This is a genomic window from Faecalibacterium sp. i21-0019-B1 (genome assembly GCF_042852915.1).
Classification (GTDB): domain Bacteria; phylum Bacillota; class Clostridia; order Oscillospirales; family Ruminococcaceae; genus Faecalibacterium; species Faecalibacterium taiwanense.
Genome location: NZ_AP031425.1, coordinates 2,185,259 through 2,207,399 on the forward strand (window position 1 = coordinate 2,185,259; position 22,141 = coordinate 2,207,399).

General features: G+C 57.8%; 22 protein-coding genes and 1 other annotated feature. Of the genes, 12 read left to right on the forward strand and 10 right to left on the reverse strand.

The genetic code is table 11. From position 1 onward, the window contains the following. Nucleotides 1-55 precede the first annotated feature (55 nt). Nucleotides 56-289, forward strand: coding sequence for a hypothetical protein (locus ACGHP1_RS10880; RefSeq protein WP_005944505.1), 234 nt, complete (start codon nt 56-58; stop codon nt 287-289). A 149-nt stretch (nt 290-438) separates the two neighbouring features. On the opposite strand, the gene ACGHP1_RS10885 is transcribed toward ACGHP1_RS10880, so the two are convergent. From ACGHP1_RS10885 to ACGHP1_RS10900, 4 genes are all read right to left on the reverse strand, one after another. Next, entirely contained in the window at nt 439-1,251 is an 813-nt protein-coding gene (locus ACGHP1_RS10885) for an ATP-binding cassette domain-containing protein (protein WP_348585176.1), read from the reverse strand. Nucleotides 1,252-1,258: 7 nt separating this feature from the next. After that, nucleotides 1,259-2,203 carry an ABC transporter permease gene (locus tag ACGHP1_RS10890; RefSeq protein ID WP_005944507.1) on the reverse strand — a complete coding sequence of 315 codons (945 nt, stop codon included), beginning with the start codon at nt 2,201-2,203 and terminating at the stop codon, nt 1,259-1,261. Nucleotides 2,204-2,575: 372 nt separating this feature from the next. Next, nucleotides 2,576-3,673, reverse strand: a complete 1,098-nt coding sequence (locus ACGHP1_RS10895) for an ABC transporter substrate-binding protein (RefSeq protein ID WP_390509413.1) — start codon at nt 3,671-3,673, stop codon at nt 2,576-2,578. A 447-nt stretch (nt 3,674-4,120) separates the two neighbouring features. Next, nucleotides 4,121-6,508: a YfhO family protein gene (locus tag ACGHP1_RS10900; protein WP_390509414.1), complete on the reverse strand. Its 2,388-nt coding sequence runs from the start codon at nt 6,506-6,508 to the stop codon at nt 4,121-4,123. Between the two features lie 131 nt (nt 6,509-6,639). Between ACGHP1_RS10900 and yfbR the strand changes: the two genes are divergently transcribed. Beyond that, a complete protein-coding gene (yfbR, locus tag ACGHP1_RS10905; protein WP_005944511.1) occupies nt 6,640-7,230 on the forward strand; it encodes a 5'-deoxynucleotidase in 591 nt (196 codons plus the stop codon). 8 nt (nt 7,231-7,238) lie between these two features. Here yfbR and dusB read toward each other — a convergent pair whose 3' ends face one another. From dusB to ACGHP1_RS10930, 5 genes are all read right to left on the reverse strand, one after another. Further along, entirely contained in the window at nt 7,239-8,258 is a 1,020-nt protein-coding gene (gene dusB, locus ACGHP1_RS10910; protein ID WP_044954051.1) for a tRNA dihydrouridine synthase DusB, read from the reverse strand. A 198-nt stretch (nt 8,259-8,456) separates the two neighbouring features. After that, nucleotides 8,457-10,271, reverse strand: coding sequence for an arginine--tRNA ligase (argS, locus tag ACGHP1_RS10915; protein WP_390509415.1), 1,815 nt, complete (start codon nt 10,269-10,271; stop codon nt 8,457-8,459). A 33-nt stretch (nt 10,272-10,304) separates the two neighbouring features. After that, entirely contained in the window at nt 10,305-10,781 is a 477-nt protein-coding gene (locus tag ACGHP1_RS10920) for a DUF1934 domain-containing protein (RefSeq protein WP_097775187.1), read from the reverse strand. Nucleotides 10,782-10,796: 15 nt separating this feature from the next. Continuing rightward, complete coding sequence (gene murI, locus ACGHP1_RS10925) at nt 10,797-11,624, reverse strand: glutamate racemase (protein ID WP_097775186.1); 828 nt, start codon at nt 11,622-11,624, stop codon at nt 10,797-10,799. Beyond that, nucleotides 11,617-12,708: a D-alanine--D-alanine ligase family protein gene (locus ACGHP1_RS10930; RefSeq protein ID WP_097781561.1), complete on the reverse strand. Its 1,092-nt coding sequence runs from the start codon at nt 12,706-12,708 to the stop codon at nt 11,617-11,619. The genes murI and ACGHP1_RS10930 overlap by 8 nt, the downstream gene beginning before the upstream one ends. A 308-nt stretch (nt 12,709-13,016) precedes the next feature. Between ACGHP1_RS10930 and rpmG the strand changes: the two genes are divergently transcribed. The 8 genes from rpmG (at nt 13,017) to ACGHP1_RS10970 (ending at nt 18,128) form a co-directional block, all read left to right on the forward strand. Next, entirely contained in the window at nt 13,017-13,166 is a 150-nt protein-coding gene (gene rpmG, locus ACGHP1_RS10935) for a 50S ribosomal protein L33 (protein ID WP_005920501.1), read from the forward strand. Nucleotides 13,167-13,182: 16 nt separating this feature from the next. Next, nucleotides 13,183-13,434, forward strand: a complete 252-nt coding sequence (secE, locus tag ACGHP1_RS10940) for a preprotein translocase subunit SecE (protein WP_097776462.1) — start codon at nt 13,183-13,185, stop codon at nt 13,432-13,434. A gap of 30 nt (nt 13,435-13,464) precedes the next feature. Continuing rightward, entirely contained in the window at nt 13,465-13,998 is a 534-nt protein-coding gene (nusG, locus tag ACGHP1_RS10945) for a transcription termination/antitermination protein NusG (protein WP_005944521.1), read from the forward strand. A gap of 136 nt (nt 13,999-14,134) precedes the next feature. Next, nucleotides 14,135-14,560, forward strand: coding sequence for a 50S ribosomal protein L11 (gene rplK / locus ACGHP1_RS10950; RefSeq protein ID WP_005920496.1), 426 nt, complete (start codon nt 14,135-14,137; stop codon nt 14,558-14,560). A gap of 57 nt (nt 14,561-14,617) precedes the next feature. Beyond that, the gene (gene rplA / locus ACGHP1_RS10955) at nt 14,618-15,310 is read left to right on the forward strand and encodes a 50S ribosomal protein L1 (RefSeq protein ID WP_390556578.1); all 693 of its coding nucleotides are present in this window, start codon (nt 14,618-14,620) and stop codon (nt 15,308-15,310) included. Nucleotides 15,311-15,587: 277 nt separating this feature from the next. Further along, nucleotides 15,588-16,103, forward strand: coding sequence for a 50S ribosomal protein L10 (gene rplJ / locus ACGHP1_RS10960; protein ID WP_005944524.1), 516 nt, complete (start codon nt 15,588-15,590; stop codon nt 16,101-16,103). Between the two features lie 73 nt (nt 16,104-16,176). Beyond that, nucleotides 16,177-16,551 carry a 50S ribosomal protein L7/L12 gene (rplL, locus tag ACGHP1_RS10965; RefSeq protein ID WP_154255606.1) on the forward strand — a complete coding sequence of 125 codons (375 nt, stop codon included), beginning with the start codon at nt 16,177-16,179 and terminating at the stop codon, nt 16,549-16,551. A gap of 440 nt (nt 16,552-16,991) precedes the next feature. Then, nucleotides 16,992-18,128 carry an aldo/keto reductase gene (locus ACGHP1_RS10970; RefSeq protein ID WP_390509416.1) on the forward strand — a complete coding sequence of 379 codons (1,137 nt, stop codon included), beginning with the start codon at nt 16,992-16,994 and terminating at the stop codon, nt 18,126-18,128. A gap of 156 nt (nt 18,129-18,284) precedes the next feature. On the opposite strand, the gene ACGHP1_RS10975 is transcribed toward ACGHP1_RS10970, so the two are convergent. Next, nucleotides 18,285-18,944: a GntR family transcriptional regulator gene (locus ACGHP1_RS10975; protein WP_097776459.1), complete on the reverse strand. Its 660-nt coding sequence runs from the start codon at nt 18,942-18,944 to the stop codon at nt 18,285-18,287. Nucleotides 18,945-19,288: 344 nt separating this feature from the next. Between ACGHP1_RS10975 and ACGHP1_RS10980 the strand changes: the two genes are divergently transcribed. Together ACGHP1_RS10980 and asnB are read left to right on the forward strand one after the other, a co-directional pair. Further along, nucleotides 19,289-19,774, forward strand: a complete 486-nt coding sequence (locus tag ACGHP1_RS10980) for a Fur family transcriptional regulator (protein WP_005944529.1) — start codon at nt 19,289-19,291, stop codon at nt 19,772-19,774. Nucleotides 19,775-19,789: 15 nt separating this feature from the next. Beyond that, nucleotides 19,790-20,052 (forward strand) — a binding site (T-box leader). Nucleotides 20,053-20,104: 52 nt separating this feature from the next. Next, nucleotides 20,105-21,691, forward strand: coding sequence for an asparagine synthase B (gene asnB, locus ACGHP1_RS10985; protein WP_371292670.1), 1,587 nt, complete (start codon nt 20,105-20,107; stop codon nt 21,689-21,691). Nucleotides 21,692-22,141: the final 450 nt, after the last annotated feature.

Consider the following 22,141-nt stretch of genomic DNA (forward strand, 5'->3'; position numbering starts at 1 on the left):
GTGCTTCTGTATAAATCAACAATCAAAATCCAAACTGTTATAAGGAGAACCTACCATGAAAGCACGTATTCCTAAGCACCGCGAGTTCATCATCAACTTCCCCGACAGCATCGACCAGAACAAGGCCAACGAGGGCTGGGCAAAGCTGCAGCAGATCGTTGAGGACTACAAGAAGGCCCACAATGGCGCTTCCGTCTACGCCCCCACCTTCATCGAGGACTGCGAGGCCGAGGTGAAGAAGCTGCAGGAAGAGTACGGCTTCGAGTACACGGTTGAATACGTTCAGTAATTTCTGATATTTAAAATCCCCTCTGTGCATCTGCGCAGGGGGGATTTGCAGTTTCAGGGGGAACCGCTTTTCCCTGCGGTGCACTTTCCCGCAAAAATACAGCCCCGGCAGACTGCATGGTCTGTCGGGGCTGTGCTTTTCTGTCCGGATCACTTTTCCACTTTACTCAGCAGGATGCGGTCGTTATCCAGATTTTTGCCTGCGTTCTCGCGGAACTTTTCAAGCAGGTCGTCCACAGTCATCCGGCTGCGTTCCTCGCCCTTCACGTCAAAGACGATGCGGCCGGAATCCATCATCAGGGTGCGGTTGCCCAGCTCCAGTGCCTGATGCATATTGTGGGTGACCATCAGGCAGGTGATCTTCTTTTCAGCCACGATGCTCCTGGTCAGCTCCAGTACCTTTTCGGCGGTGGCGGGGTCCAGTGCGGCGGTGTGCTCGTCCAGCAGCAGCAGCTTGGGGGTGACGAGGGTGGCCATGAGCAGGGTCAGCGCCTGCCGCTGGCCGCCGGAAAGCAGTCCCACCGGCTGCTTCATGCGGTCCTCAAGGCCCATATCCAGCAGCGCCAGCTTTTCGCGGAACACTTCCTTGTCCTTGCGGGAGATGCGGGAGAAGATGGCGTGGGGCGCGGTGCCGGCACGCAGATAGGCCAGTGCAAGGTTTTCCTCAATGGTCATGTTGGGTGCCGTGCCCTTGAGCGGGTCCTGAAACAGGTGGCCGATGACCTTGCTGCGCTGGTGCTCCGGCTCAAAGGTGATATCCTGTCCGCCCAGCAGGATGCTGCCCTCGTCGGCGATGAAGCCGCCGGTGATGGCGTTGAACAGGGTGGATTTGCCCGCGCCGTTGGAGCCCACGATGGTGGCAAAGTCCCCGGCTTCCATGTGCAGGCTGACACCGTTCAGGGCCACTTTTTCATTGACCGTGCCGGGGTTGAAAGTCTTGTGCAGATCGTTCAGCTGAAGCATTTCCATCTTACTTTCCCTCCTTGCCGGTGGTCACGCGGCGGCGGCAGGCCCCATGCTTGCGCTGCTCAAAGGCGATTTTTTCCTTGATGGCCGGCATCGAAATGGCGATGGCCACGATGATGGCAGATACCAGCTTCATGGCGGCGGCAGGCACATTGAAGCGCAGGGCCACAGCCACGATAAAACGGTACAGGCAGCTGCCGAACACCACGCCGATGATCCGGCGCAACATGGTGCGCTTACCAAGCAGAGTCTCGCCGATGATGAGGGAAGCCAGTGCGATGGTCACCATGCCGGTGCCCACATTGATATCGCAGCTCTTCTGATACTGTGCCAGCAGGCCGCCGGAGAGGGCGCACAATGCGCCGGAAATGCACAGGCCCACCGTAATGGTGAAAGCCGGGTTAATGCTGGAAGCACGCACCATGGCAGCGTTGTCACCGGTGGCGCGGATGGACAGGCCCAGCCGGGTGCCCAGAAAGCCCAGCATCGCCGCACCGGCAAGCAGGATCATGGCCAGCGCGATGGCCAGCTTATACCAGCCGCCAAGGAAGCTCAGTGAGCCCTTTGCCAGCGAGAAAACAGTGTCGGTCTTGACCAGCGACATGGTGGAGGAAAAGCCCATCACGGCCAGATTGATGGTGTAAAGGCCGGTATTGACGATGATGCCTGCCATGATGCTCTCCACGCCAAGGCGGGTCTGCAGAAAAGCCGTAACAAAGCCGGAGCACACACCTGCCGCCATGGCTGCGAACAGGGCCAGAATGGGGTGGCCGGTCAGTGCTACCTGACAGGCCACGGCGCAGCCCAGCGTGAAGCAGCCGTCAGTGGAAAGATCTGCGATGTTCAGGATGGAATAGCTCAGGAACAGTGCCAGCGCCACCAGGGCATAGATACAGCCCAGTTCCAGCGCCGTCTGTAGGACGTTGAGCGAAAAGATACTCGCCAGCATGTGTGTGCTCCTTTTATGTTTCTTTTTGATTGGACGATTTAAAATGGCCTCCGCTTTTGCTCTGGCCATATTCAGCGGAATTGGGTTTTTATTCGGGATTCAGAAAAGCCTGCGGGCTTTTCTGAATCCCCTTTTCACGAGTAGGGTCGTGACGGAAAACGGCATTTGCAGCGCCGCTTTCTGCGAAAGCGCGGCGCTGTGGGCGGCGTCCTCGCCCTCTCAGGCGCTTACGCGCCAGCTCTCCCAAAGGGAGAGCCTCTGGCAAAGCTGCACACTTTGCAATTGAATCGAAAACTTTTCCTAGAACCGCCAAAAGCTCCCCCTTCGGGGGAGCTGGCAAAACCGTCAGGTTTTGACTGAGAGGGTACTTTTTTAAGAGAAGTTCTCTGCGGTGGTTACTTCCACGATCTCGGTGCAGTAGGACTTGAAGGCTTCCTTCACGGTGTCGAGGTCAAGGCCCAGCGCTTCGCAGGTCTCGGTGTTGATGGTGACGATACCGTTATCAAAGGTCTGGTAGGGCAGGTCTGCAGTGGTCTTGCCCTCGCACAGCAGCTCTGCCACCATATCGGCAGTGGCTTCGCCCAGCTGGACGTAATCCACGCCGTAGCCCACAAAGGCCCCGTTCAGTGCAAAGCTGTCGGCACCGGTGTAGTGCTGCACGCCTGCCTCGGTAAAGGTCTCGTAGATGGACAGCTCTGCGGTCATCACGGTGTTGTCGGTGGGGGTGAACACGGCCTTGACGCCGGAAGCGATCAGGGCTTCGGCAGCCATCTGCACCTCAGCGGTGGTGGTGCCGTTCTTCTCAATGTACTTGATGCCGTTGGCATCGCAGAAAGCCTTTGCATCGGCAATGGCCTGGGTGGAGGCATCCTGACTCAGGTCGTACAGCAGGCCGATGGTGTCAATATCCGGGTTGACAGCGGTGATCAGGTTCATGATGGCCTCGGTGTTCAGTGCGTCGGAGGTGCCGGTGATGTTCTCCTCGCCGTCAAAGCCTGCAGCGGCGGGGTCGGTGACAGCAGAGTAGACAACGGGGATATCGGTATCCTCCACAGCGGCCAGCATGGTTGCGGCGGTGGGGGTAGCCACAGCCACGATCACATCCACGCCGTCCCCTACGAGGTCGGCACCGATCTGGTTCAGGTTGGACTGGTCAGCCTGTGCATTTGCGTAGTAGTCGGCGTAGTCGAAGGTAACGCCCTTCTCTGCCCCCAGCTCATCCAGACGGCTCTCCACAGATTCCACGATCTGGTTGAGGGAAGCATGATCCACATAGTTGACGATGCCCACCTTGAAGGTCTGGCCGCCCTCGGCTGCTGCGGAAGCGGCAGCGGAAGAAGCAGTGGAAGATGCAGCCACGGTGCTGGAAGCGGAGCCGCCGCAGCCGGTGAATGCCAGTGCAGAAACGGCGGAAGCAGCCATAGCGGCCTTGAGGAAGCTGCGGCGGGAGATCATGGTAACGTTTTTCATAATAGCAAACTCCTTTCCCGGAGCGGGCGGCAAAAGTAAAAGACCCGCTCCCTTTGCGGGACGGGTCTTACAAATAAAAAACGACCCTGTCCCTGTGTGTTATCCACAAGGACAGGATCGGTAAAGTTCGATTCTGCGGTGCCACCTTGCTTGCCCTGCTTTGCAAAATGCAGAGCCTCTCACGGAGAGCCAACACTCCCCTGTCCTGTAACGGAGACTTCCGTCCAAAGCTACTAAGGCTTGCTGCCCATTTGCCCGGCCCTCGGCGGCCCACGAAGCTCTGCCCCGCTCTCGCCCGTTTTCACTGTCCGGGCTCACTGAAGATGCGCTGTGCAGGTTCTCTTCCGCCTCATCGGTTTGATTGCATTATACACTTTATTGGCATAAAGTCAAGGGGAAATTTCAAAAATTTCTTTTTTCTACAGCACAAAGTCATTCTTCCGTGCATCAGGCCCGCTTTGTGCGGCGCTTGCGCCAGACGAAGTACGCCGTGTACGCCAGCCATACCACAATGCCGCCCAAAGTCAGCGCACGGCTCAGCCGGATGCCGTCGGGCTGGTAGACAAAATCGATGCTGTTTTCACCTGCCGGGCACAGCACAGCCATCAATCCCTCGTCCACCTCCACAATGTCGGCCTCCTGCCCGTTGACATAGGCCGTAAAGCCGTCATCGTAAGGCACCGAGAAGAACACGAGTTTCTCTTTTTCCAGCGTGATCTCGGCGTGGAAGCCCGAATTGTTCATCTGGAACACACTGGCAGCCGTGGCACGGCGCTCGCGGCAGTCCTGCACGTAGGACTCATAGTACAGCTCCTCCCGTCTGCCTTCCGGCAGATGGGTGAGGTACTTGCCGTAGACTGCAGCATCCTCGTCGGTAAGCACCAGTGCACGCATCAGGAGGTTTGCGCGGGTGGCCTTGGCTGTTTCTTCGTACTCGGTCTGGGTGAGGTAATAATCATAGGCAAAGCCCATGGGCACGTAGTTCGTGTTGCGGTAGACCGCATAGCCGTCCTTTGCAAAGGCATATTCCCAGCCGTCGTCGGCTTCGTTTTCAAAGTCGGTCTGCTTTTCCGGTGTGGTGATAAGGTACTCCACACTCAAAAGGCCCCGCAGTGCATAATTGGAAAGCTCCGGCTCACTGCGCACATCCCGCTTGACCCCCAGCGCCGGGTAGAAGCTGAGGATGCTGGGGGCTGCCGTGCTGCCAAAATACTGCAGGCAGCTCTTATCCAGCCACATGCCGATGTTGTCGTGGATCTTGTACGTATCCACGCGGTAATCGCCTTCGGACAGGTCGTTTTTCAACAGCAGGGCGCTTGTGTCCTGCTTCACAAGGTCACTGTCGGTATACCACTGGCCGAACTTGCCAATGCCGATGTGCACCACGCTGAACAGGAAGGCAAACGCCAGCACTGCCGCCGTCATGCGCTGGGCAAAGCGGCTGTCGCCCCGCCACTTCTGGCAGAGATAGCGGTACAGCAGCAGGCCCAGCAGGCCAAAGCCCAGCACCGCACAGTACTGACCGGGGTTCTTGAGCACGCCGAACGACCAGCTGCCGGTGTCGCTGTCCTGCACCGGCACCACCGCAAAGGCCACCGTGGCGATCATCAGCCAGCTGATGCCGCGGGCCGGGCTGTCCAGATCGGTGTTGTGGTCTTCCAGCGCGTTCACGGTCATTGCGGCCAGCACCAGCACCGGCATATAGTACCAGCGCGCATAGTAGCTGGAATTGAGGGCGTAGAACGCACTGTTCAGGATGGGCACCAGTGCGAACACGGCGCAGGTGCCCACGATGCGCTTTTTACTGTCGCCGCACTTTGCTTTCCAGTAGGCCACGGCACCGGCCAGACTGCACAGCGGCAGATAGGCCGACATGCTGGTCCACTTGATCACGCCCTCCGACCAGATGGAGGTGAGGTAGGGAGAATCCGGCGGCATGATCCAGCTGACGAGAATTGCAAGGTACTGCTGCACCTTGCTGTAGGTCAGAAAGCCCCAGCCGGAGGAAAGGTCGATGGTGCGCGGGTTCTGCAAAATGGAGAGCACCGCAGGCACCAGCAGGATGCTGCCCATGGCAGCGCCCAGCAGGCTTTCAAAGGCCAGCAGCCCGAACTTTTTTGCAGTGAGACGGAAGTCCCTTGTGCTGAGCTTGCAGATGAAGTAGATGGCCAGAAACACCACCTGACCGATGAAGAAGAAGTAGTTGTTGACAAGGTTCACCGCCACCCAGAACGCAAACCAGCTGCGACGGTCGTTGTAAAGGGCCTCGTCCAGCGACCACAGCAGATACGGGAACAGCGCCACCACATCTACAAAGTGGTTGAAGAACACATTGTATACCGTAAAGCCGGAGAAGGTATACAGACAGGCTCCCAGCACGGCGTAGTCGATATTTTTGACGTAGCGGCGCAGATACAGGTACGCACCGCCGCCCGCCACGGCAAACTTGAGCACCAGCAGCGGTACCATGAGGTAGGGCAGCCACCCCTGCGGGAAGAGCAGCGAGAACCAGAAGAACGGCGAGCCGTACAGGTAGAACGAATAGGCGTTCATCACGCCGCTGCCAAGGTCGGTAGCCCATGAGAAGGTATTGTGCACCGAGGTGAACGCACTGTCCGGGTAGCCTGCGCCCTTGATAAAGCCGTTCATATAGCGGTAAAAGCTGATCTGCTGGCTGTTGAAATCGCCTGCATAGTGGAAAAAGCCGCCGTCGATGATATAAAACGGCAGAAAGAACAGGGCCGCCGTGAGGGCACACAGGCCCACCGTCAGCCAGAATTTATCCTTTTTTTGTCCCAGCAGCTGCGGCTGCCGGGCAGTACCAGACCGCTCCATGGTTTCCTCTTTTCTCTGCCAAAGCGGCAGAAAGTTGGTTTATTTTAGTATAGCACGAACACTGCACAGAAAAAAGGGCTTGACAACGCTCTGCCAGACAGGTATGTTGGAGAAAAAAGGAGGAAGCTGCCATGCTGTACCCGTTCAGTGCCCTGCTGGCGCGCATGAAATACATTACCCGCTGGAGCCTGATGCACTCCACCCGGGCCGAATCTCTCAGCGAGCACACCTGCGATACCGCCCTGCTGGCCCACATGCTTTGCCTGATCGCACGGCGGTACACCGGCACGCCCTGCCGCCCCAAAACGGTAGCAGTGGCGGCGCTGTACCACGACGCGCCGGAGATCATTACCGGCGACATGCCCACACCGGTCAAGTACAGCAGCCCCACCCTGCGGGATGCCTACAAGGCGTTGGAAACCGAGAGCGTGCGCTGCATGACCGGCCTTCTGCCGGACGAGTTGAGCGAAGAGCTGTCCCCGTTCATCTCCGGGGAACTGCTCACCGCCGAGGAAAAGCGCCTGCTGAAGGCCGCCGACCGGCTGAGCGCCCTCATCAAATGCACGGAGGAGCAGCGCAGCGGCAACCACGAGTTTGACGCGGCGCTGGCCCAGCAGAAAGCGGCCCTGCAGGCCATGCACTGCCCGGAAGCCGACTGGTTCATAGAGCACTGTCTGCCCTGTTACACCCAGAATCTGGATGAGCTGACCCGGCAGCAGTAATATTCCCCTTACGGAAACGGCACCTCGCGCACGTCGTCCGGGTCGATGCCCGCTTTGCGCTGTTCTTCAAAAACAGCATCGATCAGCTCGTCCAGATCTTCCAGATGGGTCAGGGTGCAGCAGTAGCGGCGCAGATTGGCCGCGCCTTTCAGCCCCTTCATATAGTGCATGGTCTGAGAGCGGGCCTGCGGCATGGCGACGAACTCGCCCTTCTGCTCCACCATCTCCTCCACCTGACGGCGCAGCGCATTCATGCGGGCCTGCAGGTTGGGTGCCTTGGGTGCAGGCAGGCCTTCAATGGCGGCGTTCACCCGCTCAAAGAGCCACGGGTCGCCCAGCGCGCCCCGGGCGATCATCACGCCGTCACAGCCGGTGGCCTGCATCATCTCCACCGCATCCTCTGCCGAGTGGATGTCGCCGTTGCCCAGCACCGGCACTCTGACGGCATCCTTCACCCGGGCAATGATCTCCGGGTCGATGCCGGGGGTGTACATCTGCTCCCGGGTACGGGCGTGCACCGCAATGAGGGCTGCGCCGGCCTGCTCACAGGCCTTGGCACACTCCACTGCAGTGATGTGGTCGGCATCCCAGCCCTTGCGCATTTTCACGGTGACAGGCCGTTTTGTATTTGCCACAACCTGCTCCACGATGCGCCCGCAGCGGTCCGGGTCCAGCATCAGCTTGCTGCCTGCGCCGCCGGAAACGATCTTGGGGGCCGGGCAGCCCATGTTGATATCCACAAAGTCGAACTCGTACTGTTCGATGGCGGCGGTGGCTTCGCCCATGATCTCGGGCACTTCGCCAAAGATCTGCACGCCATAGGGTGCACCGTTGGGTTCGGCCTTGAGCAGGCTCACCGTCTTGTGGTCGCCGTACACCAGCGCCCGGCTGGACACCATTTCGCTCACAGTAAAGCCTGCACCGTGCTGGGCCATCAGGCGGCGGCAGGGTGCATCCGTAAAGCCCGCCATCGGGCCGAACACCGCCCGGTGCGGCAGGATGATATTGCCGATTTTCAAAGGTTCCATTGGTTGTTCCTCGCTGTTATCGAAAAAAGCTCCCCCGCAGGGGAGCTGGGTATTACCGTGCGAATCCTTTCGGGTACGGCATAAGCCTCCCTCACTGAGGGAGGTGGCATCGCCGCAGGCGATGACGGAAGGAGTTCCTGTAGAAAACTCCCTCAGTCTCGCATTCGCTCGACAGCTCCCTCAATGAGGGAGCCTTTTTTACATCTTCTCCGGCACGTTGATCTTGAACATGGTCAGCACGTTGAAGATGGCATTCTTCACGCCGATGCACAGGGCCAGACGTGCCTGCTGCACAGCGGGGTCTGCACCCTGAATGCGGCAGTTGCCGTAGAAGCGGTGGAAGGCGCTGGCCAGATCAATGACAAAGCGGTTGATGCGGCTGGGGTCGTACTTTTCTGCCGCCATGACGATCTCCTGCGGGAAGGCTGCCAGCATCCGGATCAGATCCATCTCGGAAGGCTCGGTGAGCAGGGTGGCATCCACCTTCTCGGCACCGGCAAACTGCACGCCCTCGCTCTCCATCTTTTTCAGGATGGAGCAGATGCGGGCATGGGCATACTGCACATAGTACACGGGGTTATCGTTGTCGGTCTTGACAGCCTGATCGAGGTCAAAATCGATGCCGCTGCCTGCGTCGTGCATATTGAACAGGAAGCGTGCGCTGTCGATGGGCACCTCTTCCAGCAGGTCGGTCAGAGTGATGGCATTGCCGGTGCGCTTGGACATCCGCACAGGCTGGCCGTCGCGCATCAGGTTGACCATCTGCATCAGCACAACGTCCAGATCTTCGCCGTTCAGGCCGATGGCATCCATGGCACCCTTCATGCGGGCCACATGTCCGTGATGGTCTGCACCCCAGACATCGATGGCCTTGGCAAAGCCGCGGGTGGCCAGCTTGTTGTAGTGGTAGGCGATATCGGCGGCAAAGTAGGTAGGGATGCCGTTGGCGCGGACGAGCACTTCGTCCTTGGCTTCCTCCTCGGTTCCGTCCTCGGTCTTTTTCTTGTTCACCGTGCCGTACTTGGCAGCGTACTGGGCGCTGCGGTACATGATGGCACCGTCCTCCGCCTTATAGCATGCGCCCAGCTCCAGCAGCTTATCCACCACGGCCTTCACCGCGCCGGACTCGTGCAGGGTGCTCTCATGGAACCACACATCGTAGTCGATGCGGTACTTGCCCAGATCGCGCTTGAGGGCAGCAATGTTCTTGGGCAGAGCGTAGGCCACCAGTGCGTCCTTCAGGGCGGCAAAAGCCTCGCTCTCGAACAGAGTCTCCTCGTCCATCCCCTTGCAAGCGGCAACGTACTTGTCGCCGTTCAGCTCTGCAAACTCACCGGCCAGCACCTTGATGTCGCCGCCCTGATAGCACTCGGCGGGCAGCGGATAGGCTTCCTCGCCGCAGTACTTCTGCAGGTAGCGCACGGCAAGGCTCTTGCCGAACTTCTGGATCTGGTTGCCGGCATCGTTGATATAGAACTCACGGGTCACATCATAGCCGGACCAGTCCAACACAGCGGACAGACAGTCGCCCAGAGCACCGCCGCGGGCGTTGCCCATGTGCATGGGGCCGGTGGGGTTGGCGGAAACGAATTCCACATTGTACTTGGCACCCTTGCCGTGATCGGTGCGGCCATACTCCTTGTTGGAGCAGGCACCCAGCACCACACTGGCCCAGAAGGACGGAGCCAAAAACAGGTTGATGAAGCCGGGGCCAGCCACTTCCACCTTGGCAAACACACTGTTCTCGATGGAGGGCAGATGTGCCAGCAGCGCATCCGCGATCATCTTGGGAGCCTTGCGCCAGCTGCGTGCACCGGCCATGGCGATGTTGGAGGCGATATCGCCGTTTTTGGTATCGGCGGGGATCTCCACGATGAAGGCGGGCAGCTCAGCTTCCGGCAGAGCACCATCGGCCATGGCGGCCTTGGCAGCAGCGGTCAGCAGAGCGCGTGCCTCGTCCAGCGCAGCCTGACGGGGGTTATAGTTCTGGTAGATCTTTTCAAATTCAGTCATTGGTCTGGTTCCTTTCACAGTCTGGGAAATATCTCAGTTTACGTGGGTCACGGTCACTTCAAGGCGGTTGCGGCTCACAAGCTCGGCGCTGTTGGCATCCAGCAGGTAGCCGAACTTTGCGGTGCCGCCCTTCTCGGTCAGGCCGCACTCGATCTCGTCGGCGGTCACGCCCAGCGTCATGGAGCCGTAGCCTGTCTCGTAGTGGCAGAGGTTGCGCTTGCCTTTTTCGATCAGCAGCTGGGTGCCGGCCCCGCCGCCCTTGCCAAACCGCAGCATCGCCACGCGGCTGCCGTCGGCGGCAATTTTCAGGGTGGTGGTGCAGCCCTCGTAGCCGGTGGTCTCGGTCTCTTTATAGGTAATGTAGTAGCTGCCGCCCTTCTGCACGAACTGGCCGCGGGTCATCAGCTCCACAAACTCTTCCTTTTCTTCCTGCTCCACAGGCTCTTTCACATGCTGCTCAATGCGGCTCTTGATGCGGATGATATAATCTTCCTTCAGCGGTTTGCTCACGTTTTTCTGTCCTTATCAATATTTATCAATGGCGATCTGATCCACCGGGCCGCCCTTGTACTCGCCCAGGAACAGGTCTGCCGTCTGCACAAAGCTGTCCGGCACATCGCTCACGTAGAAGTGCGCCTGACCCTCGTGCTCCTGTGCAGCGCGCAGGCCGCGCTCGGAGAGCATCTGTTCCAGATGGTGGGCGGCGGTCTTGGCCGGATCCACCAGCGTCACGCTTTGGCCCATGAACTCGCCGATCATGGTCTTGAGCAGCGGGTAGTGGGTGCAGCCCAAAATCAGGGTGTCCACACCGGCCTCACGCACCTCGGTCAGGTACTGAGCGATCACCAGCTTCGTCACCTGCTGTCGGCTCTCCTCGCTGTGATCCACGTAACCGGCCTCCACCAGCGGCACGAACAGCGGGCAGGCCTGCGCGGTGATCTCCACCCCCGGCACCAGCTGACGCAGCAGCTTTTCGTAGCTGCGAGAGCGGATGGTGGCAGCGGTGCCGATCACGCCGATGCGGCGGTTGCGGGTAGCAAAGGCTGCTTCCCGGGCGGCAGCATCCACCACGCCCAGATATGGCACCGGCAGCTTTGCCGCTTCTGCAGCCGGGTAGGTACTGGACACGGTGCCGCAGGCCGCCATGATGCACTTTACATTTTTAGAAAGCAGGAATGCCACGTCCTGACGGGCATACTGCAGGATGGTCTCCGGGCTGCGGCTGCCATAGGGCACGCGGCCGGTATCGCCAAAATAGATGATCTCCTCGTGGGGCAGGCGCTTGCGCAGCTCCCGCACACCGGTCAGGCCGCCAAGGCCGCTGTCGAATACGCCGATCGGGCGGTTATCCATGCTGCTTTTCCTTCCTTTCCAGCGCCAGCGCGATCAGCCGGTCGATGAGCTGCGGCACCGGCAGGCCCTCGTGCTCCATCAGCTTGGGGTACATGCTGATGGACGTGAAGCCCGGGAAGGTGTTGATCTCGTTGATCAGCACCCGGCCAGTACCCTTTTCCACAAAGAAATCGCAGCGGGCAAGGCCCTCGCAGTTCAGGGCAGTGTAGGCCATGGCGGCGTAGGTCTTCACCTCGTCCAGCTTTGCTTCCGGCAGGTGAGCCGGGATGACGGTCTGGCTCACGCCGTTCTTGTACTTGTCGTCGTAGGTATAGAACTCGGCACCGGCAAGGATCTCGCCCGGACGGGTCGCCACGGCGGGGTCGGAGCCGATCACGGCGCACTCCACTTCCTGACCGTCCACAAAGGCTTCAAACACCACCTTGCGGTCATTTTCCAGTGCAAGGTCGATGGCCTTTTTCAGCTCGTCACGGCTGGACACCTTGGAGATGCCCACGCTGGAACCGGCGTTTGCGGGCTTGACGAACACGGGCCAGCCCAGCTTCTTTTCCACACCCTCGCACACGCCTTCCAGATCGGATTCGATCTCCCAGCGGTCGGCAGCCAGCCACTTGGTATGGGGCACGCCGTTGGCTTCAAACAGAGCGTTGGCCACGGCTTTGTCCATGCACACCGCGCTTGCCAGCACGCCGCAGCCCACGTAGGGGATGCCGGCCAGCTCCAGCAGGCCCTGCACCGTGCCATCCTCGCCCCACAGGCCGTGCAGCACCGGGATGACCACATCCACATGCACTTTTTCCACATGGCCTTCCGGGGTGAACAGGATCATGCCGTGGTCGGCGCGGTCCGGACTGATGACGCAGGCCATGTTGCCTGCCAGCTCTTCCCAGCTGCCATCGGCCATCTGGGCGGCCGTGGCCTCGGTGTACAGCCAGCGGCCCTCCTTGGTGATGCCCACAGTGAGCACCTCATATTTTTCACGGTCAATGTTGTTGACGAAGTTGCCCACAGAAACGCGGCTGACCTCGTGCTCGCTGGACATACCGCCGAACAGCAGCACAACGCACATTTTTTCAGACTGCATGATAACTCTCTCCTATTTACAAAGCCCAAGACCTGGGCGGGATATAACCGGTAAAAATGCCGTTCTGGCTTATTATACAATATCTATGCGCGCGATGCAAGCAGAATGCCAAAAAGCTGCCGGTGGGTAAAAGAGATATTTTTCAAAAAAACTTTCCAAAAATCGAAGATTTCCGCTTGACGGATGGAAAAGTGCGTGGTACAATGATATCACCTCTTTTGCGGGGTTATTAAGTGCGCCTGTTTTACAGGTACCACCCGCAACCCGAGGGAGGTTCAAAACAACCGTTATAATGGAGGTGTCAACAAATGACCGTTAAAATCACTCTGGCCTGCACCGAGTGCAAGCAGCGCAACTACAACACCACGAAGAACAAGAAGAACAACCCCGATCGTCTCGAGATGAAGAAGTATTGCCGTTTCTGCAAGAAGCACACCGTTCATCGCGAAACCAAGTAAGAAAGGCGGACGCATCATGGCAGACAAAACCGAGAACAAGCCGGGCTTTGTGGCCAGAGCAAAGGCCGCTGTGAAGAACTTCTTTGGCAAGTGTGCCAAGTTCTTCCGCGACACCAAGAGCGAGCTGAAGAAGGTGGTGTGGCCGTCCAAAGAGGACGTTAAGACCAACACCATCGTCGTGCTCGTGACCGTCGCCATCGCAGCGGTCGTGATGATCCTGCTGGATGCCATCTTCGGCGGCATCCTGGGCCTGATCATCGGCGCCTGAGAATCATCTTGAAACGGAGGGCAGACCAAAATGGAAGAACAATCCAATGAGGCACTTTGGTATGTAGTGCATACCTATTCCGGCTATGAGAACAAGGTCGCGAACGACCTGCAGACCATGGTGGAGAACCGTCATCTGCAGGATCTGATCTGCGATATCAAGGTTCCCGTCGAGATGGTTCCCGAAATTGACAAGAACGGCAAGCAGAAGATGGTGGAGCACAAGCTCTTCCCCGGCTACGTTCTGGTCAAAATGGTGATGAACGACGATACCTGGTACGTGGTGCGCAATACGCGCGGCTGCACCGGCTTCGTCGGTCCCGCATCCAAGCCCGTTCCCCTCTCTGCTGAAGAAGTAGAGAAGATGGGCGTGGAAAAGGCTGCACCTCTGGCAGTCGACTTCAACGTCGGCGACACCGTGCAGATCACCGCCGGTCCTCTGGAAGGCTTTATGGGCCTTGTGGAGGAGATCGATACCGAGAACTTCAAAGTGAAGCTCAAGGTCAACATGTTCGGCCGCGAGACCCCCGCAGAGGTGGAGATCGGTCAGGTCGAGCTGCCGTAACCAACCGGCACAAATCGTTTACCAAGGTAAGACCGCAGTGCGGTTCTTATAGAGCGTGTGCACTGTGCACATGCTCGTGGGAGGCACGGAGACACCGTGCCGCAACTCACCACAGATTTTTGGAGGTGCATTTATTATGGCACAGAAAGTTACTGGCTACATTAAGCTGCAGATCGAGGCCGGCAAGGCAACTCCGGCTCCCCCTGTTGGCCCTGCTCTGGGTCAGAAGGGTGTCAACATCATGGCATTCACCAAGGAGTTCAACGAGCGTACCAAGAACCAGATGGGTTATGTGATCCCCGTCGTCATCACTGTGTATGCTGACCGCTCCTTCAGCTTCATCACCAAGACTCCTCCGGCAGCCGTTCTGATCAAGAAGGCAGCTGGCATCAACACCGCTTCCGGCAAGCCCAACAAGGAAAAGGTCGCTTCTCTGACCGCCGCTCAGGTGGAAGAGATCGCCAAGACCAAGATGCCCGACCTGAACGCTGCTTCTCTGGAAGCTGCATGCAGCATGGTTCGCGGCACCTGCCGTTCCATGGGTGTCACCGTCGAGGGCTGAGACATAAACAGTGGGAGGGCATAAAACTGCCCGCATGACCACACAGGAGGATATACAATGAAACATGGCAAGCACTATGTCGACGCTGCAAAGCTGGTCGATTCTACTAAGGCATATGATGTGAACGAGGCTCTGGAGCTGGCTTGCAAGACCGCTTCTGCCAAGTTCGACGAGACCGTTGAGCTGCACGTCCGTCTGGGCGTTGACGGCCGTCACGCTGACCAGCAGGTCCGCGGCGCTGTCGTTCTGCCCAACGGCACCGGCAAGACCGTCCGCGTCTGCGCAATCGCCAAGGGTCCCGCAGCTGCCGCTGCTGAGGCTGCTGGCGCTGATATCGTCGGTGATGACGAGCTGATCGCAAAGATCGCCGGCGGCTTCATGGATTTCGACGTTGTCGTGACCACTCCCGATATGATGGGCCGCGTTGGCCGTCTCGGTAAGGTCCTGGGCCCCCGCGGCCTGATGCCGAACCCCAAGGCCGGCACCGTTGCTCCCGACCTGGGCAAGGCTGTTTCCGCGGCCAAGGCTGGTAAGATCGAGTACCGTCTGGACAAGCAGAACATCATCCATGTGCCCGTGGGCAAGGCTTCTTTCGGTGCAGAGAAGCTGTACGCCAACCTGGACACTGTGATGGAGGCTATTGCCAAGGCAAAGCCCGCTGCAGCAAAGGGTACCTACTTCAAGAGCGCTACCATCGCCACCACCATGGGCCCTGGCATCCGTCTGAACACCCTGAAGTACGGTGTCTGATTTGAAGTTCTGATCGTTTTTCTGCCGTTCGTATGGGCGGCAGAAAAATTTTGTCAGAAAATTTCAAAAAAGACTTGACAACTCCGCACGTTTGCGGTAAAATAATCATGCTGTTTTTGAGACAGCAGGTACTGGAGTCCAGTGTAAGGCTATGCCGCCTGCCGAGAAACGTGCGTAAAGTTGTTTTATGCCTCTTTCTCGACCAAGTGCGGGAAAGAGGCTTTTTTCATACTTGCTCCGGTTTTCGATACAAGTTTTTGAAACGAGGTGAAACCGAATGCCCAGTGCAAAGATTCTTTCTGAAAAGCAGGCTTATGTCGCTGATCTGAAGGCAAAGTTTGAGAGTGCGGTTTCCGGCTGCGTCGTCGCTTACGGCGGCATTAACGTCGAGAACGACACCAAGCTCCGTAAGGAGCTGCGTGAGGCAGGCGTCGATTACATGGTCGTGAAGAACACCATGCTGCGTCTGGCTGTCAAGGGTACCTCTCTGGAGGGCCTGGCTGAGCAGTTCAAGGGCGATACTGCTATCGCTTTTGCTCACGAAGCGGATCCCATGTCCGCTGCCCGCATCCTGTGCAAGTATCAGGATGGCGATAAGTCCAAGAAGTTCGTCGTGAAGGCTGGCTTCATGGAAGGCAAGGTCATGGACGCTGCCGAGACCAACGCAATCGCAAAGCTGCCCAACCGCGAAGGCATGCTGTCCATGTTCGCAGGCGCCCTCACCAGCACTCTGTCTGGTCTGGCCGTTGCAATGCAGGCTTATGCCGACAAGCAGGAGGAGCCTGCAGCCTGATTGCTGCATGACCGCTGCTTAAACAAAACAAGAAACTAACAAACAAAACCATTGATATTGGAGGGTTACTACTATGGCTTCTGAGAAGATTACTGCCATCATCGACTCCGTTAAGGAGCTGTCCGTTCTGGAGCTGAAGGAACTGATCGACGCTTACTGCGAAGAGTTCGGTGTTTCCGCTGTTGCTGCTGCTGCTCCCGCTGCTGCTGGCGCTGCTGCTGCCGCTGAGGAAGAGAAGACTGAGTTCGACGTCATCCTGGCTGAGGCTGGCGCTACCAAGATGCAGGTCATCAAGCTGGTGAAGGAGATCACCGGTCTGGGCCTGAAGGAAGCTAAGGCTATCGTCGATGGCGCTCCCAAGGCTGTCAAGGAGAAGGTCTCCAAGGCTGAGGCTGAGGACATCCAGAAGAAGCTGACCGAGGCTGGCGCTAAGGTCGAGATCAAGTAATTGAACCTCTTCTGAGAGTCGTTCATTCTTGAACAATGAGGTGCCCGTACCGAAAGGTGCGGGCATCTTTTTTTGTTGTGCAAAATTATTAGCAGCCTCGCCCTCTCCGTCATTGCTGACGCAATACCACCTCTCCCAAAGGGAGAGGCCTTGGCATGGCGGCAGAGTTTCCGGCTTAAGTGCAAAGTGTGCGGAAGAGCTGAAGGCTTCCCCCGGTCGGGGGAGTCTGTCAAAGAGAGATGTTTTAGCAGTCCGCGCAGACTTCATCTTTTTGCCAAGGGCTCTCCCTTTGGGAGAGCTGCCGAACAAAGTGAGGCTGAGAGGGCGAGCCCGTAATCCAAATGCAATTCGCCTTTTCTGCATTCAAAAACTATGTTATACTATCCTCAACAGGAGGAACGGCAGAGCCTTCACCCCCCTCTGCCGCAAAAAGAGAGTTTATGGAACACCGCAACTGGAACAAAAACAACATCCGCACTTCCCTTTTGGGTTACGGCTGTATGCGTTTTCCCACCAAAGCTGACGGCACCATTGACGAAGAGCGCGCCGAAGCGCTGCTGAACACCGCTAAGGCCGCCGGTGTCAACTACTTCGATACTGCCTATCCCTATCACAACGGCCAGAGTGAGCCGTTTGTGGGCCGCGTGATTGCCAAATGGGACCGCAGCAGCTTTTATCTTGCCACCAAAATGCCGCTGTGGAACTGCAAAAGTCTGGACGATGCCAAGCGTATTTTTGAAGAGCAGTTCCAGCGTCTTGGCGTGGACTACATCGATTTCTACCTGCTGCACTCCCTGCACAAGGCCCGGTACGAAACCGGAAAGGCTATGGGCCTTGTGGACTGGCTGTGGCAGCAGAAGGCCTCAGGGCGCATCCGGAACTTTGGGTTTTCCTGCCACGACAACGCCGCCGGGTTTGAGTACATTCTGCGCGACCAGCCATGGGATTTCTGCCAGCTGCAATACAACTACCTTGATCGGGACGACCGCGCCGAGGAGATCTCCGGCGATCACGGCTATCAGCTGACCGAGGAGTGCGGCGTGCCCCTCATCATCATGGAACCCGTCAAGGGCGGCACGCTGGCCTCCCTGCCTGCAGACGCCGCCGCACCGCTGCACGCCCTGCGTCCAGACGCCACCGATGCGTCGTGGGCGCTGCGCTGGGTGGGCAGCCACAAAAACGTGCACGTCATCCTCTCCGGCATGAGCGCCGAGGAGCAGCTGACCGACAACCTCGCCACCTTTGCCCCCTTTGAGCCGCTCTCCCCTGCCGAAAAATCCGCTGTGGAAAGCGTAGCCAACGAGCTGCACCGCCGCATCAAGATTGGCTGCACCGGCTGCCGGTACTGTATGCCCTGCCCCATGGGGGTGGACATCCCGGACAATTTCAGCATCTGGAACAAGCTGGGCATGTTCGGCCAGAAGGACGCCATCAAAGCCCAGTGGACCACCTGCTTCCCGGACAGCGAAAAGGCCCTGCACTGTGTGCGCTGCGGTAAGTGCGAAGCCGTCTGCCCGCAGAAGCTGCCCATCCGCGATTCTCTGGCACAACTGCAAAAGGAGCTGGACGCACTGTAACTCCTTCCGTCATCGCTGCGCGATGCCACCTCCCTCAAAGAGGGAGGCTTTAAGGCCCCATCTCTGAGGGGGCTGTCGCCGCAGGCGGCTGGGGGAGTTTCATAACAAAAAAGACCGTCACACGTTTTTCGTGCAACGGTCTTTTTTATGCAGTTCTTACCACAAACGGATGACCTTGATCACGCTTTCAGCCTTATCGCGGGCCAGCTCCAGATGGCGCTGCAGGGAATCTGCAGCACTGTCCCAGTTGTCGGCCAGAGCGGCATCCAGAATTTCCAGATGTTCGTCACAGGTCTGCTCCTGATTGATCATGCTCACCTTGCCGGTCATGATGCGGAAGCGGGTGTTCAGACCGGTGATGCGGTCATACGCCGAACGCAGGTACTTGTTGGGCAAAGTGCTCATGAGCAGTTCGTGGAACTCATCGTCCGACTCGCAGAAGTCGGTGATGCTGTCCGGGTGATGCATCAACTCGGCAAATGTCTCCAGCTGTTCCCGCGGGATGCCGCTGCCATAAGTACGCAGGGCGTAAGGCTCCACCAGCAGGCGCATCTCGAACATGCTGTGCACGTCCTCCTCGGTGATGCCGGAAACCATCAGGCCCTTCTTGGGCAGAATGGTGATCAGGCCTTCCTGCTCCAAGCGGCCAAGAGCATCCCGCATAGGGGTGCGGCTGATGTTGCCCATCTCGGCACAAAGCTTCTGCTCGTTCAAAAACTCGTTGGGCCGGTACTCGCAGTTCAGGATCTTGGTCTTAAGGTACTGGTATGCCTGCAGCTTCAGGCTCGGTTTGGTCTGCGACTCCATTTCTTTCATGTTCTGCACAACTCCTATTCCCTTTTCCCTTGCAAAGAAAAAGGTTCTTCTCCTATAATACTCTGGGGCGCATGCTTTCTAACTTCAAAGCATCTTGTATTCTTGCTGCAATCCAAGTAGTATTCCAGTTCTATTATTTCATAATAGGGCAATTATTACAATACTTTTTTGTGAACTTTGGCGCGTTTTATGTTTTATCTAATTTTTATGTCCCATTTTTGCCAAAATCAACAAGTTTTTTTGTGCTTGTAGCCAATGCCGCTTCTTTTGGCCCGGTTCTTTTGCATCCAATGCAAAAATATGCTACAATGTAAAAAATATTGAAAAGGGTGTGGATCTCTCTTATGGCACGAAGCGACGGCTACAATACCAAGACCCGTCAACTGATTTTAGATTATCTCATCAACAACCGGCAGCACGCGGTGAGTGCTTCCAACATTCTGGAGCATCTGGAAGAGCAGGGCGCAAGCCCCAACCCCACCACGGTGTACCGCTATCTGGACAAGCTGGCCGGGGAGCAGCGCATCATGAAATACGTTGCCGACAAGGGCGAAAAAGCCGTATTCCAGTACGTGGACGAGGGCCGCCACTGCCGGGAGCATCTGCACCTCAAATGCGTGCAGTGCGGGCGCATCTATCATCTGGACTGCCACTTCATGGACGAGGTGCGCGCCCACCTGATGGCAGAGCATGGCTTTACCCTGCAGTGCGAGGGCAGCGTTCTGTATGGTTTGTGCCGCCACTGCGCCCAAAAAGAGGAACAGTCCGACTCTGATGGTCAAACCGCACAAAAATGCGCCTGCTGTGTTGACACGGGCAAAAAGCCGTGATACAATGCATGCAAGAAAAAAGCGTTGACCGGGAAAAGTAAGGTTTCAATGTCCTCTTTCAGAGAGTGCGGGTAGGTGGAAGCCGCGCAGAGAGCGAAACCCGAACGAACACCCGTGAGCTTCCCCCTAAACCTGTTTGTGCAGCAGTAGGGGCCGACGTGCGCCGCTCGTTATCGCGGCAGTGCTTTCAACAGGGAGAGCGCACAAAAGTGACTGGCATGGTTTTATGCCGGTAATTTAGGTGGCACCACGGATACGGCAGCATATTCGTCCTAGCGATTGGGATGAATGAGCTGCCGTATTTTTTATTTAAAAAGAGGGGTAAGAAATATGTGTTGTGTTATGGGCTATACCGGGCACGATCTGAGTGCCGCCAAATTCAAGGAATACCTGCTGCGCACGGTCATGCGCGGCCCGGACGACCAACGTGTGGTGGAAGGGCCTTTTGGTCTGATGGGCTTTGGCCGCCTTGCCATCATGGGCCTGACGCCGGAAGGCATGCAGCCGTTCTACCGCGGTGCCGACTGTGTGGTGTGCAACGGCGAGCTGTACGGCTTCCGCTTTGAGAAAGAGATCCTCAAGCGCCGCGGCTACAAGTTCCAGTCGGACTGCGACTGCGAGATCCTGCTGCCGCTGTACTATGAGTACGGTCTGGATATGTTCCGCCACATGGACTCCGAGTTCGCGCTTATCATGTACGATTCCCGCAAGGACCGGCTCATCGCCGCCCGCGACCCCATCGGCATCCGTCCGCTGTTCTACGGCTACTCCAAGTCCAGCCACCAGATCGCATTCGCCTCCGAGATGCAGAACCTCATTGGCTGGTGCGACGACATCCGGCCCTTCCCCATTGGCAGCTACTACTGCGATGGCCGCTTCGTCCGCTATGAGGACATTGCCGATGTGCCCGCCCCCATGCAGGACGACATGGACACTGTGCTGCGGAACATCCGCGAAAAGCTGATCGCAGGCGTAGAGAAGCGTCTGGACGCAGATGCCCCTGTGGGCTTCCTGCTCTCCGGCGGTCTGGATTCCTCGCTGGTGTGCTCCATTGCCACCAAGAAGCTTGGCAAGCCCATCCGCACCTTTGCCATTGGCATGGACACCGATGCCATTGATCTGAAATATGCGCGCCAGACCGCAGAATATCTGGGCAGTGAGCACCACGAGATCATCATCAACCGGGATATGGTCATCAACAGTCTGGAAGAGGTCATCCGCCTGCTGGGCACCTGGGACATCACCACCATCCGCGCCAGCATGGGCATGTACCTGCTGTGCAAGGCCATCCACGAGCAAACCGATGTCCGCGTGCTGCTGACCGGCGAGATTTCCGATGAGCTGTTCGGCTACAAGTACACCGACTACGCCCCCACCGCCGATGCCTTCCAGCAGGAGAGCCAGAAGCGCATCCGCGAGCTGTACATGTACGATGTGCTGCGCGCCGACCGCTGCATCTCCTCCAACAGCATCGAGGCCCGCGTGCCCTTTGGTGATCTGGATTTTGTGCGTTACGTCATGGCCATTGACCCGGAAAAGAAGCTGAACAGCTACGGCAAGGGCAAGTATCTGCTGCGCAAGGCCTTTGAGGGCGATTGGCTGCCGCCGGAGATCCTGTGGCGCGAAAAGGCCGCCTTCTCGGATGCTGTAGGCCACAGCATGGTGGACGACATCAAAGAGTATGCCGAAAGCCTTTACACCGACGAGGAGTTCCAGCTGCGCCGGGCAAACTATTCGGCCCACTGCATGCCGTTCACCAAGGAAAGCCTGTTTTACCGCGAAATTTTCGAGAAGTACTACCACGACCAGAGCCGCACCATCGTGGGCTTCTGGATGCCCAACAAGGCATGGCCGAACTGCAACGTCAACGACCCCTCGGCCCGTGTGCTGGCAAACTACGGTGCTTCCGGCGTGTAACGCCAGACCATTTTGAATGCGCTCCGCTTTGCTTTGCGCATGAATAGCGGAAAGAATATTCTATAATTTGTAGATCGGGAAAATCTGCGGATTTTCCCGATCTACTTTTTCACGAGAGGGAACCCTCTCCGTCACCTGCGGTGACACCTCTCCCAAAGGGAGAGGCTCTGGCGAAACTGGAAACTTCGCAGTTGAGCTGGAAACCTTGCCGCCATGCCAAGGGATCTCCCTTTGGGAGAGCTGCCGAGCGGAGCGAGGCTGAGAGGGCTAGCTCTTCCCCCGCTGCGCCGCCGCTTCCATAGGAAGCAGGCGCGGCATCCGCCCCTTGCCGTCCAAGCTCCATCTGTGAAAATGCAATGCCGGGCGGTCCGCAGACCGCCCGGCATTGCTCTATTAAAATTATTTTTCCGCTATTCATGCCCAAAGCGAACGCGGCGGGCATTCTAAATT